The organism is Pseudomonas sp. CFBP 13711 (assembly GCF_014842265.1).
Lineage (GTDB): Bacteria > Pseudomonadota > Gammaproteobacteria > Pseudomonadales > Pseudomonadaceae > Aquipseudomonas.
Map to the genome: position 1 here is coordinate 164,138 of NZ_JACYVI010000011.1, position 14,136 is coordinate 178,273.

At 60.3% G+C, this 14,136-nt stretch carries 11 protein-coding genes; 4 read left to right on the top strand and 7 right to left on the bottom strand.

Annotation, left to right across the window (positions count from 1 at the left end; translation table 11 throughout):
* The first annotated feature begins 160 nt into the window (after positions 1 to 160).
* Positions 161 to 955: an SDR family NAD(P)-dependent oxidoreductase gene (locus tag IFT47_RS20270; protein ID WP_192174679.1), complete on the top strand. Its 795-nt coding sequence runs from the start codon at positions 161 to 163 to the stop codon at positions 953 to 955.
* A gap of 68 nt (positions 956 to 1,023) precedes the next feature.
* Here the strand turns inward: IFT47_RS20270 and IFT47_RS20275 are convergent, their stop codons facing one another.
* Both IFT47_RS20275 and IFT47_RS20280 read right to left on the bottom strand, forming a co-directional pair.
* Positions 1,024 to 3,282, bottom strand: a complete 2,259-nt coding sequence (locus IFT47_RS20275; RefSeq protein ID WP_192174680.1) for a putative bifunctional diguanylate cyclase/phosphodiesterase — start codon at positions 3,280 to 3,282, stop codon at positions 1,024 to 1,026.
* Positions 3,283 to 3,553: 271 nt separating this feature from the next.
* Positions 3,554 to 5,041 carry a SulP family inorganic anion transporter gene (locus IFT47_RS20280; protein ID WP_192174681.1) on the bottom strand — a complete coding sequence of 496 codons (1,488 nt, stop codon included), beginning with the start codon at positions 5,039 to 5,041 and terminating at the stop codon, positions 3,554 to 3,556.
* A 552-nt stretch (positions 5,042 to 5,593) separates the two neighbouring features.
* Between IFT47_RS20280 and IFT47_RS20285 the strand changes: the two genes are divergently transcribed.
* Both IFT47_RS20285 and IFT47_RS20290 read left to right on the top strand, forming a co-directional pair.
* Positions 5,594 to 7,360: a methyl-accepting chemotaxis protein gene (locus IFT47_RS20285; protein ID WP_192174682.1), complete on the top strand. Its 1,767-nt coding sequence runs from the start codon at positions 5,594 to 5,596 to the stop codon at positions 7,358 to 7,360.
* The gene (locus IFT47_RS20290; RefSeq protein ID WP_192174683.1) at positions 7,357 to 8,847 is read left to right on the top strand and encodes a chemotaxis protein CheW; all 1,491 of its coding nucleotides are present in this window, start codon (positions 7,357 to 7,359) and stop codon (positions 8,845 to 8,847) included. Before IFT47_RS20285 ends, IFT47_RS20290 begins: the two co-directional genes overlap by 4 nt.
* A 138-nt stretch (positions 8,848 to 8,985) precedes the next feature.
* On the opposite strand, the gene gfa is transcribed toward IFT47_RS20290, so the two are convergent.
* The 5 genes from gfa to IFT47_RS20315 all read right to left on the bottom strand — a co-directional run bounded on the left by gfa (position 8,986) and on the right by IFT47_RS20315 (position 13,013).
* Entirely contained in the window at positions 8,986 to 9,567 is a 582-nt protein-coding gene (gfa, locus tag IFT47_RS20295; RefSeq protein WP_192174684.1) for an S-(hydroxymethyl)glutathione synthase, read from the bottom strand.
* A 67-nt stretch (positions 9,568 to 9,634) separates the two neighbouring features.
* Positions 9,635 to 10,744 carry an S-(hydroxymethyl)glutathione dehydrogenase/class III alcohol dehydrogenase gene (locus IFT47_RS20300; RefSeq protein ID WP_192174685.1) on the bottom strand — a complete coding sequence of 370 codons (1,110 nt, stop codon included), beginning with the start codon at positions 10,742 to 10,744 and terminating at the stop codon, positions 9,635 to 9,637.
* Positions 10,745 to 10,828: 84 nt separating this feature from the next.
* A complete protein-coding gene (locus IFT47_RS20305; protein ID WP_192174686.1) occupies positions 10,829 to 11,518 on the bottom strand; it encodes an alpha/beta hydrolase in 690 nt (229 codons plus the stop codon).
* Positions 11,519 to 11,522: 4 nt separating this feature from the next.
* Positions 11,523 to 12,356: a DODA-type extradiol aromatic ring-opening family dioxygenase gene (locus IFT47_RS20310; RefSeq protein ID WP_192174687.1), complete on the bottom strand. Its 834-nt coding sequence runs from the start codon at positions 12,354 to 12,356 to the stop codon at positions 11,523 to 11,525.
* A 27-nt stretch (positions 12,357 to 12,383) separates the two neighbouring features.
* Positions 12,384 to 13,013, bottom strand: a complete 630-nt coding sequence (locus IFT47_RS20315) for an NADPH-dependent F420 reductase (protein WP_192174688.1) — start codon at positions 13,011 to 13,013, stop codon at positions 12,384 to 12,386.
* Positions 13,014 to 13,125: 112 nt separating this feature from the next.
* Here IFT47_RS20315 and IFT47_RS20320 point away from each other — a divergent pair, with 112 nt between their 5' ends.
* The gene (locus IFT47_RS20320; protein WP_192174689.1) at positions 13,126 to 14,040 is read left to right on the top strand and encodes a LysR family transcriptional regulator; all 915 of its coding nucleotides are present in this window, start codon (positions 13,126 to 13,128) and stop codon (positions 14,038 to 14,040) included.
* Positions 14,041 to 14,136: the final 96 nt, after the last annotated feature.

Here is a 14,136-nt window from a genome sequence, read left to right on the forward strand (position 1 = left end):
GATTGGCCGGGAGTGACGAACGGTAAATGCTGGCAAAAGGCTCTGAGACGCGGCTTGTGGCCACTCGATGGCGAAAGACGCGATTGCGTCTATGCAAGCCGTGGCAGCTCAAATAGGGTGAGTTCTGTACTGCCCCCAACCCAAATGTGACGGAGTGGAAATGAACATTCAGCTGAATAGCAAACGTGCGCTGGTCACCGCGTCAACCGGCGGCATCGGTTTCGCGATTGCCAAAGGTCTGGCCGAGGCGGGTGCCGAGGTGGTGATCAATGGCCGCAGTGAAAGCTCGGTCAAGCAAGCAATTGCCCGACTGATGAGCGCTGTGCCCGGTGCCACGATTACCGGCGTCGCCGCAGATCTAAGTGATGCAGGCGGTGTTCAAACGCTGCTGCGGGGGGCCGGGCCTATCGACGTCTTGGTCAACAACGCCGGGATCTATGGCCCCCAGGATTTTTTTGAAACCGAAGATGAGGTGTGGGACAGCTACTGGCAGACCAACGTGATGTCAGGGGTACGCCTGAGTCGCGCACTGCTCCCGGCAATGGTGGCCAGGAAATGGGGCAGGGTGGTGTTCGTGTCGTCCGAGTCCGCACGCAACATCCCCGCTGACATGATTCACTACGGCGTCTCCAAGACCGCGCAGTTGGCCTTGGCCCGGGGCCTTGCGAAACGGGTTGCGGGCAGCGGGGTAACGGTCAACAGCGTGCTGCCGGGGCCGACTTTGTCCGATGGCGCTGCCGCCATGATGCAAAGTGAAGTGGCGCGCACGGGCAAATCCCTGGAGGAAGTGACCAAGGCCTTCGTAACCGAGCACCGTCCCAGCTCGATTATTCAGCGTGCCGCCACCGTTGAAGAAGTCGCCAACATGATCGTCTACGTGTGCTCGCCCCAGGCATCCGCCACCACCGGCGCAGCGCTGCGGGTTGATGGCGGTGTGGTTGACGACATCGTTTAAGCCGCGTAAGCGCTCCCAACTCATACAGCACGTGGCCCGGGCAACGGCAGCTTCAGGTGGCTAACGCATCAAGGGAGGGGCTGGCGTTTGCTCGTCATCAGCATCGCCAGCACATCTTCAGCCAGCACCGGCGGACTGAGCAGGAAACCCTGGGCGTAAGGGCAGCCCAGTTCCCTGAGCTGATCGAGCTGGCCAAGGGTCTCGACGCCCTCGGCGACAATCGCCAGGTCCAGTGCCTGCCCCAGCGACAAAATACTGTTGACGATGGCGACGCTGCGTTCATGTTTCATCATGCGCGTGACAAAAGAACGGTCGATCTTGATCGCGTCAATGGGGTAGCGGTCGATGTAACCAAGGGAGCTGTACCCGGTGCCGAAATCGTCCAGCGCAATGCGGATGCCTTGAGCGCGGAGGTCTTCAAGGGTTTTGGCCACAATCTCCGGCTCATGGAGGAACACTGACTCGGTGATCTCGATCTGCAGGGCGCGGGCATCGAATCCGGTCTCGGCGATAATCTCGGCGACCTGCGTGACGAAGTCGCTGCGGTTCAGTTCAACGCCGGACACGTTGACGTTCAGCTTGAGGGTGACTGCTCCGGCGGCGTCACTCCATTTCTTGACTTCGCGACACGCGCTGCGCATGACCCACTGCCCAAGGTCGCAGATGACGCCAATGTCCTCTGCGACGCTGATGAACACATCCGGCGCGATGATGCCGAGAGTCGAGTGGCGCCACCTGACCAGGGCTTCAACGCCTACGATCGTCTCAGTCGCAATGGAATAGATCGGCTGGTACACCAGATAGAACTCATTGCGGGTGATCGCGTGCTTGAGCGCGTTCTGCATCAGCAGCATGTCGATCGACGCCTGACGCATCGAGAGGTCGAAAACGGCCCAGCTGCCACGGCCTTTCTTCTTGGCGGCGTACATGGCCACGTCCGCGTCACGGATCAGGTCTTCGGCGGTGGTGTGCTGAACGTCCAGCGTCGCAATGCCAATGCTGCAGGAGATAAAGAGTTGTTGCCCGTCGATGGCGGTCGGCAGGCTTAAGGCGTGGGTCACGCGCTCGGCCGTCTCGATGGCCTGTTCCTGATGGCCTTCGTCAGTCAACAGGATCGCGAACTCGTCGCCTCCGATGCGGGCAATCACCGCAGTGGGATCGATGCATTCGCTCAGGCGGAGGGCAACGCTTTTCAGCAGGCTGTCCCCGGCGTGGTGGCCCATGCCGTCGTTGACGTATTTGAATCGATCCAGATCCAGGTACAACACCGTCGCCGCGCCGGGCTTCTGCGTGGTCCCTTTGCTTAGGGCCGAATGGATGCGGGCCATGAAATAGCCCCGGTTTTTGAGCCGCGTCAACTCATCATGAAACGCCGCGTAGGACAACTCGTCTTGAATACGCTCTCTCTCGATCAACCTCGACTCGAGCGCCACGCGTTCCTCACGATCAAGCTGAGCCTGCCGAAAATGCTGCTCTGCGTCTTTGCGCTCGGTGATGTCGCGCTGAACGGAAACCCAATGGGTGAACCAGCCTTTCTCGTTTGCAACCGGCACGATGCTGAGCTGCACCCAGAACTGAGTGCCGTCACGCCGGGTGTTGATGAGCTCGACTTCAACGGGGTCCCACCGTTGCAGCGCATCCCTGATTTTTTGCAGCGTCTGGCGATCGGTCTCCGGGCATTGCAGAATCCGCGGCGTCTTTCCCATGACCTCGTCGAGGCTGAAACCGGTGGTGGTCAGGAACGCTGGATTGCAGTAAACAATGCGTGGCCCCGGCAAATCGATGGGTTCCGCCTCGGTGATCAGGATGGCGTCCTTGGCGTTGACCACCACCGACTCCAGCAAGCGCAGACGTTCGATCACCGCAGACGCGCCGGCCCCGTTTGCCGGGTCCATCTTCAGCGCGTCGTAAAGATCGGCGGCATGGGTTTGCAGGCCGTAGATGTGTGCGACGCTGAGTCGTGTATGGGGCAGCGGGATTGTCATCAGTACCGCTCCGGCCAGCACCGCGTTGCAATCCCTGATCGCAACGCACACCAGCGATGCGTTGACAATCTGATCGAGCCCGGCAGGCAGTACGGTGTCAGCGGGCATCGCTGCGCCTACGTCGACGACGTCACCGTAGGACAACATCATCTTCAGCCAACCACCGGTGATTTCGTCCGGACGCACCAGCGGTGCGGCGCCGTGGGTCGCTACCGTGTGCCATTGGTCTTCGTCTTGCAGGATCAGTATGGCGCCCGCTGCCCCGGTCAGGTGCGAAGCTGCGTCTAGAAAATGCCCCAGAACTTCATGATTTTTTAAACCGAGGTGAGCCTTTGCTGCCATGTGCATTACCTGAAAAGGGGGCGAAGTGTCAGGCCATCGTTCGACCCGCATCGGGTCGAGCAAGGGCGTGTACGGCTGTGCGGGAGAGCGGCCGCCCACGGGCAGATCGTTCAGCATCTTCGGTATCGGCGCGGCGATGAAGTTCAACAGGTCGTTCGAACGGACGAACGCGCGTACCGCCGCATCGCCCCGGGGCTTTCCGGGCAACGGAGCATGGACGGGCGCTTGACGGGCGCTCCGCAGCCACAGCCACAGCTCGCATCGCGGGCCGTCAATGCCCCATCAGTGTATGAACGCTGCCCGGTTTGTCATGGATGCCGAAGCGGTCCACCAGGGTGGCAGTCGCCCGATTCATCCCGATCACGTCCACCTGCACGCCTTCACGGCGAAGCTTCAACACCACTTTGTCCATAGCCGCGACTGCCGTAATGTCCCACAAGTGGGCCTCGCGCAGGTCAATGGCCAGCGTCTCCAATGGCTCCTTGAGATCAAAGGCCTCGGAGAACCGGTCCGATGAGGCGAAGAACACCTGGCCTGATACGTAGTAGGTGCGGTGACGATGTTCAGGATCGCGGCTGGACGTGACCTCCAGGTCATGCCCGATCTTGTTGGCGAAGAACATCGCCGCGAGCAAGGTGCCGGCGATGACTCCGAACGCCAGGTTGTCTGTGGCAACGACGACCACCACCGTGACGATCATTACGATGTTGGTTGGAAGGGGGTGCGCCTTGAGGTTGCGGATGGAATCCCAGCTAAAGGTGCTGATGGACACCATGATCATGACCGCGACCAATGCTGCCATGGGAATGCGGGCCAGCCAGTCACCCAGGAAAACCATCATGATCAGCAGGGACACCCCTGCGCTCAGGGTCGACAAGCGGGTTCGGCCACCCGATTTCACGTTAATCATCGATTGCCCGATCATGGCGCAACCCGCCATGCCACCGATGAGACTGGCCGCGATGTTGGCGACACCCTGGCCTTTGCACTCACGGTTTTTATCGCTCCCCGTGTCGGTGAGGTCGTCGACGATGGTCGCTGTCATCATCGATTCGAGTAGCCCCACCACGGCCAGCGCGGCAGAGTAGGGCAGCACGATCAACAGTGTTTCCAGCGTCAGCGGGACATCCGGCCACATGAAAACCGGCAAGCTGTCGGGCAACGATCCCATGTCTCCCACTGTGTGGATGCTCAGGCCCATGTTGATTGAAACAGCTGTGAGTACAACGATGCACACCAGCGGCGAAGGAAGCAGTTTCCCGAGCACGGGCAGGCGGGGGAAGAGGTAGATAATCGCAAGGCCTCCCGCAGTCATGGCATAAACCGGCCAGGTAACCCCGGTGAGCTCGGGGAGCTGCGCCATGAAGATCAGGATTGCCAGGGCATTCACAAAGCCGGTGACGACCGAGCGAGACACGAATCGCATCAGTTCGCCCAGCCGCAGGTAGCCAGCCATTATCTGAAGAACGCCACACACCAGGGACGCCACCAGCAGGTACTGAAGGCCATGGTCCTTGACCAGGTTCACCATCAACAACGCCATGGCGCCCGTGGCGGCGGAAATCATCGCGGGACGACCGCCAACGAAGGCGATGACCGTACAAATACAGAATGAGGCGTAAAGACCGACCTTGGGGTCGACGCCGGCAATAATGGAAAACGCAATGGCCTCGGGGATGAGGGCCAGCGCCACCACCAGGCCGGCAAGGACATCCGCCCTGATGTTTGATAACCAGGCGGTTTTGATAGGTTCGCGCATGTATTTACCCATAGCAGGCACGGCATGAGGCCCGGCGGCAAACGCTGAGGCATGCAGGTGCGTCTGTAATCAATAGAGTTTTTGGGGTCGCCGCGACGATCAATCAGGCACGGCAGAATTAGACCGCAATCAGGGGGCGGTCGGCGTGTTGAGAGGGGGGCGTAGCGCTAAGGCGGCGTAGGCAGCCAGAGGGACAAAGACACGGTGTCTCCTTCAATGTGCTTCAAAAAGCCAGTAAATGTTAAAGGCCTGCCGAGGCACCCTACAACCCCCGCCGGTCGACTTGCCGAGGTACAACGTTGTACATGCATAAATAAATGTACAACCCGGGCTCAAGTTCATGCCATCCGCAGCCGATGCGAATAGGCCAGCACGCACGTTTTGCACTGGCCAGGCCCGCCGATTGTTGCCTGGCCAGCGAACAACGCAAGCCGAGTTTCCCCGAGCTTCATCTCAGGCGACGCTCTCGAACGCTGGAAAGTGAATAGCTGCTGCTTGTTACTTTCAGGGAAGGAACCCCGCCCATCCAACTCCAATTAGCGGACCTGCCCCATGAACAACCGATCAAACCCTGCTGCCGAACTCGCCCAGGCCGGCGCTGACTTGAACTCCCTCCTGAGCGCCATCGACCGCTCCCAGGCCGTCATCGAATTCGACCTGCAGGGCAACGTGCTGTACGCCAACCAGAACTTCCTCGATTGCATGGGTTACGAAATCGAGGAAATTCGTGGGCGCCATCACCGGCTGTTTTGCATGCCCGACTATGCGACCAGCAAGGAATACCTGATGTTCTGGGAGAAGCTGGGCACCGGTAAGTTTGACGCCGGTCAGTACCAACGTCAGGCCAAGGACGGGCGCCAGATCTGGCTGCAGGCTACCTACAACCCGGTAATGGACAACAACGGCAAGCCTTTCAAAATCGTCAAATTTGCCAGCGACGTCACGGAAGTGCGCAATCGCAATGCCGAATGGGAAAGCAAAATCGCTGCAATCGAGCGCTCCCAGGCGTTGATCGAGTTCACGCCTGAAGGTTATGTGTTGAACGCCAACAGCAAGTTTCTCGCGGCCATGGGTTACAGCCTGGAAGAAGTCGTGGGCCAACATCACCGCATGTTCTGTGAACCCGAATACGCGGCTTCTCTGGCTTACCGCGAGTTCTGGGAGAAACTCGGCAAGGGGGAATACGACTCCAACGAGTACAAGCGCCTGAGCAAGGACGGTCGGGATGTGTGGATTCAAGCGTCCTACAACCCGATTCTTGATGCCCAGGGGCAGACCTACAAGATCGTCAAGTTCGCCACCGACGTCACCGAGACCAAACTGCGGACGATGGAGCACGAAGGCAAGGTCAACGCCATCAACCGCGCCCAGGGCGTGATCGAATTCGACCTGAGCGGCAATATTCTCTCGGCCAACGCTAACTTTCTCGATCTGGTGGGTTACCGGATGGAGGAATTGAAGGACCGCCATCACTCGCTGTTCTGTGAACCCGAGTACGTCAAGACCACGCCTTATCGTGAGTTCTGGGGCGCCCTGAGCAGCGGCAAGTTCTTCACAGGTCGCTTCATGCGCATCAGCAAATACGGGCAGAAAATATGGATTCAGGCCACCTACAATCCTGTGTTCAACGCGGTGGGGCAACCCTACAAGGTGGTCAAGTTCGCCACCGACATTACCGCCCAGGTCGAGCTGGAAGAAGCCATTGAAGCCAAGACCCAGGCCATGGATGAGTCAGTCACCCGCCTGATGCAGGCCATTGCCGAAGTGGTCAAAACCACCGGCGACGCCAACGATCAGGCACGCATTACCCAGGATGAAGCCCAGCGCGGCTCCCAGACCCTCAACGAGGCGTCCGCGGCGATGGACACCATCGGCAAGTCGGCCGAAGACATCCAGGAAATCATTGAGGTGATCAGTACGATCGCCGGCCAGACCAACATGCTCGCGTTCAACGCAGCGATCGAAGCGGCACGGGCCGGTGAACATGGACTGGGCTTTTCAGTGGTGGCGGATGAAGTGCGCAAGCTGGCTGAAAAATCCTCCCAGGCCACCACCAAAATCAACAAACTGATTCAGGAGACGGTCCGCCGCATCAATTCCGGCAGCGAGATCTCCCGCAGCGCGGGCAGTGCGTTCGAGCGGATCGTGGCCGGTGTCGAAAAAACCAATGGCGCGATGACGACCATCGGCGCGGCCACTCAGGAACAGCATCATCTGGCTGAGCGGGTAGCCGAACTGATCGGCGAGCTCAACCGTATCAAGCTGGCGACCGGGTTGGGCAAAGGCCTGAGCGTGCCAGGCCAGGTTGAAAGCCTGTGAGCGACGCCCTGGCTTTTGGGGTCGTCAAGATTGCCGGGCTGGAAGTCGCGATCGACGCCCACGCACTGGAACAGGTGATCAACTGGCCCGCCCGGCTGCAGCCTCACCCGCAGCAAGGCGGCGCGCTGCTCGGCATGTTCAGCCTGCGCGGGAGAGCGCTGCCGCTGATCGAACTACGGTCGTTGCTCGGTGAGCATGACGTCTCCTCTCACGATCCGCTGGAGATGGTCGCCATCGTCAATCATCAAGGCCGACGCCTTGGCATTGCGGTCAGCGGCGTCAGTGATGTGATGAAGGTCGAGCCGCGGAACCTGTGTCGGCTCAGCGGGGAGGGCACCGCGGTTGCGCTGCTGCCCGAACTCGCGCTGCTGGACAGTGAGCGAATGATCTACCGGCTCGATCTGCAAGCACTGTGCGGCTTGCCCCAGGTCTTGACTGCGCACTCCGGGGATGTAAACCAGGAGAAGCAGGTTCAGGACCCCGCCCGGGAGCTGCATCACTTGCTGTTGTTCGAGTGCGAAGGAAAGCGCTACGCCGTGGACGCGAAGGCGATCACCGAGCTGGTGGACCGACCGGAGATGCTGCCCAGCAAGCTGGGGGGCGACTATTGCCTGGGGGTGGTGAACCGGCGTGGCGTGGATGTGCCTGCCTTGAACCTGAACCGGGTACTGGGCATTGAATGCCCGGCGACTGAGCAGGCGCGCAACCAGACCCAATTGCTGGGGTTGACCTCGCGGGAAGGCTATCGCATCGGTCTGACCTATGACCGAATGATCTCGATCGTGCGCAAGCGTGCTCATGAAATCCTGCCGTTGCCGCGTTATGGGTTACGGGAGCCCGCGCTGTTTGCCGGTGTCGTCGGCCTGGAAAACGGAGAACAGGCGCTGTTGCTGGAACATCGCGCGCTGGTGGAGCGACAGGAGACGCTCAGTTTCGCCCGGATCTACCAGACCAGTCCGCCGATCCAGGACGCGCTGGGCTCTCGCCTCGCGCAGATGAACCAGACGTGCCTGGTGTTCCAGGCCTCTCAGCCGTTCGTGGTTCCGCTGGACCAAGTGCTGGAAATCCTGGATATGCCTGAGCACTTTGTCCGCTTCGCGCAACAGGAAACCCATTTGCTGGGCAGTTTCAATTTACGTGGCGAACAGATTCCGCTGGTCTGCCTGAGCAGTCTGATAGAAGGCGGAACGCCTCCCGACAATACGCTGGAGCGGGTACTGCTGGTCAAGGGCGAGCTTAATAGCTTCGGGCTGGTGGTCAACCGGACCGACTCCATTGAAACCTTCACCCACCCGGCCTCCGAGCATCCCGAGGGTTGGGAGCAGAGCGTCAGAGTCAGGGGGTCGGTCAACGACCGCCTGCGCAGCCTGGTGAGCATCGGCAAGGGTGATCAGGTGCGCTGGATGACGCTGATCAATCTGAGCAACGTCGTCAGGGGATTGGAGATGACCGGCACGCAGGGAGACATTCACCGAAGGACTGGCTGAGCCAGCGGCAGGTGATGGCTGGCGCATCGATACGAAGAAGAGGCTAGTACGACCGTGGCTGCCCATCGCTCAAAGGGATGGGTCGGGAGTGACGAGCGATTAAGGCAGCCGAAGGCTCTGGATTGGAGGTTTTGACCGTTAGCGGGTGACCTGGAGCACGCCGCTCTGCCTGGCGGTATGGGTCGCCAGGGCGTCCATCAGGGCTGGAGACAGGCAGTCGTAAGTCGGCAGGCCGAGTTCGTTGAAGCGCGCACGGATGCCATCCATTTCGGCCGGCGGCGTGCCGGCTTCAATGACCGACGAGACGAAAGCCGCAAAGCCCGGAGCAGCCCAGCCGGTCTGAGGCGACAGTTCGGTGTGCACGAAGTCCAGACCGTGGAAGGCATGGCCGGTGTTTTCGATGCGCCCGTACAGGTGCGCGCCGCAGTCTTTGCAGGCGTGACGCTGGATGGTCGCGGTCTCATCGACGATTGCCAGTTTTTCAGCGTTGGCAGTGACGCTGACATTGCCGCGGGGAACGACGGCAATGACCGCGAATGTGGCGCCTTCAGGCTTCCAGCATTTGCTGCAGCCGCAGGCGTGGTTGTGCAGGGTCTGAGCGTCGATTTTGACTTCGACCTTATGGGTCGCGCACAGGCACTGCAGGGTGCCACCGGTGAAGCCTGGCGTTTCAGGCGTGATGCCGTTATCCAGCGAAGGGTGCAGTTTTATTGGGCTCACTTTTTATCTCCAACGTTGCGGGGGGAATACGAAAAGCTCCCCGGGGGTGCGCGCCCCGGGCAACCTGTCAGTACTTGATGACGGTCCGAATCGACTTGCCTTCGTGCATCAGGTCAAACGCTTCGTTGATGCGTTCCAACGGCATGGTGTGGGTCACAAAAGGGGCGAGTTCGATCTCGCCTTTCATGGAATCCTCAACCATCTTCGGCAGTTGGCTACGGCCTTTAACGCCACCGAATGCCGAGCCTTTCCACGTACGGCCAGTGACCAGCTGGAAAGGGCGGGTTGAAATTTCCTGGCCAGCACCGGCAACGCCGATGACGATCGATTGACCCCAGCCGCGGTGGGCGCATTCGAGTGCCGCGCGCATCACGTGAACATTACCAATGCACTCGAAGGAGTGATCGACGCCCCATCCCGTCATCTCGATGATCACCTGCTGGATAGGCTGCTCGTGATCCTTGGGATTCACGCAATCGGTTGCGCCGAACGAACGGGCCAGCTCGAATTTCGACGGATTGGTGTCAATGGCGATGATGCGACCGGCTTTTGCCTGACGCGCACCCTGAATGGCGGCCAGGCCGATGCCGCCCAGGCCGAAGATGGCAACAGTGTCGCCCGGCTGAACCTTGGCGGTGTTATGCACGGCGCCAATACCCGTGGTCACGCCACAGCCCAGCAGACAGACGTGCTCATGGTTGGCGTCCGGATTGATCTTGGCGACTGACACCTCGGCGACCACGGTGTACTCGCTGAACGTCGAGCAACCCATGTAGTGATACAGCGGCTGGCCGTTGTAGGAGAAGCGAGACGTACCGTCCGGCATGACGCCTTTGCCCTGGGTCGCGCGCACGGCGGTACACAGGTTGGTTTTGCCGGATGTGCAGAACAGGCATTCGCCACATTCGGCCGTGTAAAGCGGGATGACGTGGTCGCCTGGCTTGAGGCTGGTCACGCCTTCACCCACTTCGACGACGACGCCTGCGCCTTCATGGCCCAGGACCACCGGGAACAACCCTTCAGGGTCATCGCCGGACAGCGTAAACGCATCGGTATGGCATACGCCGGTGTCGGTGATTTTGATCAGCACTTCGCCCTTGCGCGGCGGCGCGACGTCGATTTCAACAATTTGAAGCGGCTTGCCCGCTTCGAATGCAACGGCTGCACGGGATTTCATATGACGTTCTCCATGTGGTGATGCTCCCTGAACCCGCCATGCCGAAAGCAGACGGGCTTCAAGGGCCGGATTCCTGAGTGAGGGTTACTCGGGTGAGTGGCTTTTGCGGGAAGGTGACAGCGTTTGGTTCAGCCATTGCGAGAAGTCCGCCAGCTCTTGCGGCACGATCTCGTGGGACATTTCGTAAAAATGAGTCTGATGCTCGACGCCAATTCGGCTCAGCCACGCATCGGCCTCGTGTGCCCAATCCACGGGCAGGACATTGTCCCGATGACCGTGCGCGATAAAGGCAGAGACGTTCTTCAACCGCTCTGGCCCGGCGATCAACGGCTCGATTTCCCGCAGCATCCGGCCGCTCAACAGCGCAAAACCTGCGACGAGCTCCGGCTGCGTGACGCCAACGCTGGAACTCATGATTCCGCCCTGACTGTAGCCGGCAATCACGGTGGGCAGCGGTGGCAGCGCCTCGATGAACTGGATCAACAGCCGTCGGCTCGCTTCGGCCTGCTGCTGGTTGAACGAGGGGCCGTTGCTGGTGAAATTGACCTGGTACCAGGCAAATCCCTCGGGACCTAGCTGCAGCGGGCCGCGTAACAACAGGATTTCGATGTCGTCAGGGAGCGAAGTCGCGAGACTCGCCAGATTGGCTTCGTTCGAGCCCACCCCATGGAGCAGCAACAAACGGCCTTTCGGGGTTGAGCTGGTGCACGCCTTGCGGAAAAAAATACCCGACTCAGGCTCGCGGGCCGGGTCTGAAAAATGGAGGGTTTGCATGAAGTTATGCCACGCCTTTAAGGGGTTGAACGGATGTCGACGGTTCCTGACCGGGTGAGGTGAACAGGTAGCTGTCCATGGCCAATACCCCGTGGGTAATGCCGCCTTCCAGAACCTGTGTCTGATAATGTTCGCCTGCGGCACCCAGCGCGATGAACAGCGGCAGGAAGTGCTCATCGGTCGGATGCGCGCGCTCGGCAAAAGGCGCGTATTGCTTGAAATCAAGCAACTGGTCGGTGTTTTGCGCTTGCAGGGTTCGGCCGGTCCACGATGCAAACTGTTTGACGTAATCGGCACCGTGGGCCGTTGCGCCGCGGAACTCGTACAAGTTATGGGTCAAGCTGCCTGACGCAACAATCAGTACGTTCATGTCGCGCAGCGGCTTGAGCGCTTCGCCCAGTTTCCAGGCGCTGCGGGTATCGAGCGATGCCGGCATCGACACCTGCACCACCGGAATATCGGCGCCTGGTGCCAGGTAGCGAAGGGGTACCCACGCGCCATGATCCAGACCACGGTTGGGGTCCAGCCGCGAATCCCAACCCGCCGCCTGCAACAGCTCGACGATGTGACTCGCCAATGTCGGCGCACCCGGTGCCGGGTAGGACAGCTGATACAGCGCGTCGGGGAAGCCGCCAAAATCATGAATCGTCTCTGGCAGCGCGCTTGCGGTAACGCTGACGTGATCGCGGCTCATCCAGTGTGGCGACAGAATCACGATGGCATCAGGGTGCGGCAGTTGGCGCACGAGCGCGGCCAGTGTTTCGCCGGCCAGACCGGGCTCCATGGCGAACGACGGAGCGCCATGAGACACGAAAAGCAGGGGGAATGAAGTGTTCATGACGGCTCCTGTTAGAGGATCGAGTGGTTACTTGCTCAGCCAGGCCGGAGCCACCGAAGTGCCCAGACCTGCGCCATAGCCGAGGTAGATGTTGAAACCGGCCAGCGGCTCCAGGTAACGCGCGTTGACCAGTCCACCCGCGTCCACTGTTTTCCAGCCCAGGCTGCGCGCCAGGGTGACTGCAGTCTGCTTGGCGCGCTCGCTGTCACTGGCGACAAACACGCTGCCGGTCTGGTCGTTGGCGAACGTGGGGCCGTCGGCCAGCACTTGAGCGAACAGGGTGTTGAACGCTTTCACGACACGGGCCTGTGGCACGGACTTGGCAATTTCTTCCGAAGCACTGGTGACATGGCCAATGGTCAACGACATGTAGTCGGCGCTGAGCGGGTTGGTGATGTCGATGACCACTTTGCCGGTCAGATCGCCCAGGCTCTGCAGCGCTGGGACCGCATCGTCATACGGGGTGGCGAGGACTACCACCTCGCTGTCACCCAACGCTTCGGACGCTGGGTATGCGCTGACATTTGTGAACTGCTCGGCAAGGGTCTGAGCCTTGCCGGTGTCGCGACCGGTGAGGCGAACGATGTGGCCTGCAGCCGAGAGCTGTTTCGCAAATGCCGAACCCATGTTGCCAGTACCAATAACCGTAATTTTCATGACGACCTCTTCTGAGCGTTGAGTTGCGTTTCGATGGGCTCAGTCTTATGGATTGCCCGCATGGGATAAACCGGGCTAAATGTGATGAATAGTTCCACTAAACGAGACAATCATGGACAGAGCGCTGGAAATGCAGGTTTTCTGCACCGTTGTCGATAAGGGCAGCTTTGTGGGCGCTGCCGAGCCGCTGAATATGTCCAAGGCGGCCATATCCCGTTACGTGAGCGGGCTGGAGGAACGGCTGGGCGCACGCTTGCTGCATCGCACGACCCGTCGGCTTGCGCTAACCGACGAGGGGCGCCAGTTCTATCACCAGGCCCGCGAGGTCCTGGCCATGATGGATGAGGCGGAGGAAGCGGTATCGTCTTCGTCGCCTGAAGCCAGTGGCGTTCTTCGGGTCAACGCGCCGGTCAGTTTTGGCGTGCTGCATCTGGCACCGGTCTGGGCAGACTTCATGCGTGCCCACCCCAAGGTCGAGCTGGAGATCAGCTTGAGTGATCGGCTGGTGGACCTGGTTGACGAGGGGATCGACGCCGCCATTCGCATCGCGCGCATGGAGAACTCCTCACTGGTGGGTCGACGCCTGGCCAGCACACGTATGTGTCTGTGTGCATCGCCTGCGTATCTGGCCAGCCATCCGCCCATCCGCACACTCCAGGATATCGAGCAGCACGGGGTGGTTGCCTACAGCAACTTTGCCAGCGGCAATGAATGGGATTTCGAGGGGCCACAGGGCAGCGAGAGCGTGAGCACCCACTCGGTGGTTCGGTGCAATAACGGCGACACCTGCCGCGCCATCACCCTGGCCGGCGGCGGCATTTCTCTGCAACCCAGCTTCATGGTGGCGCAGGACCTGCGTCGAGGTGATCTGGTGGAGATACTCCCCGAATACCGATCGATCGAACTGGGTATCTACGTGGTGTACCCCACCCGTAAACATCTGCCTGCCAAAGTGAGGGCACTGATCAGCTTTCTGGTGGAGCGGTTTGCGCATCCCGTCTGGGAGGTCGCAGACCAGCCGGGATAAAGATCAACGGTTCCCCGGTATCGGCTTCCCGATAGCGAAGCGGACCTGCATGAGCAGGTCCAGCTGCAGCGGCCGGCGGTCCGGAGCCTGTAGCTT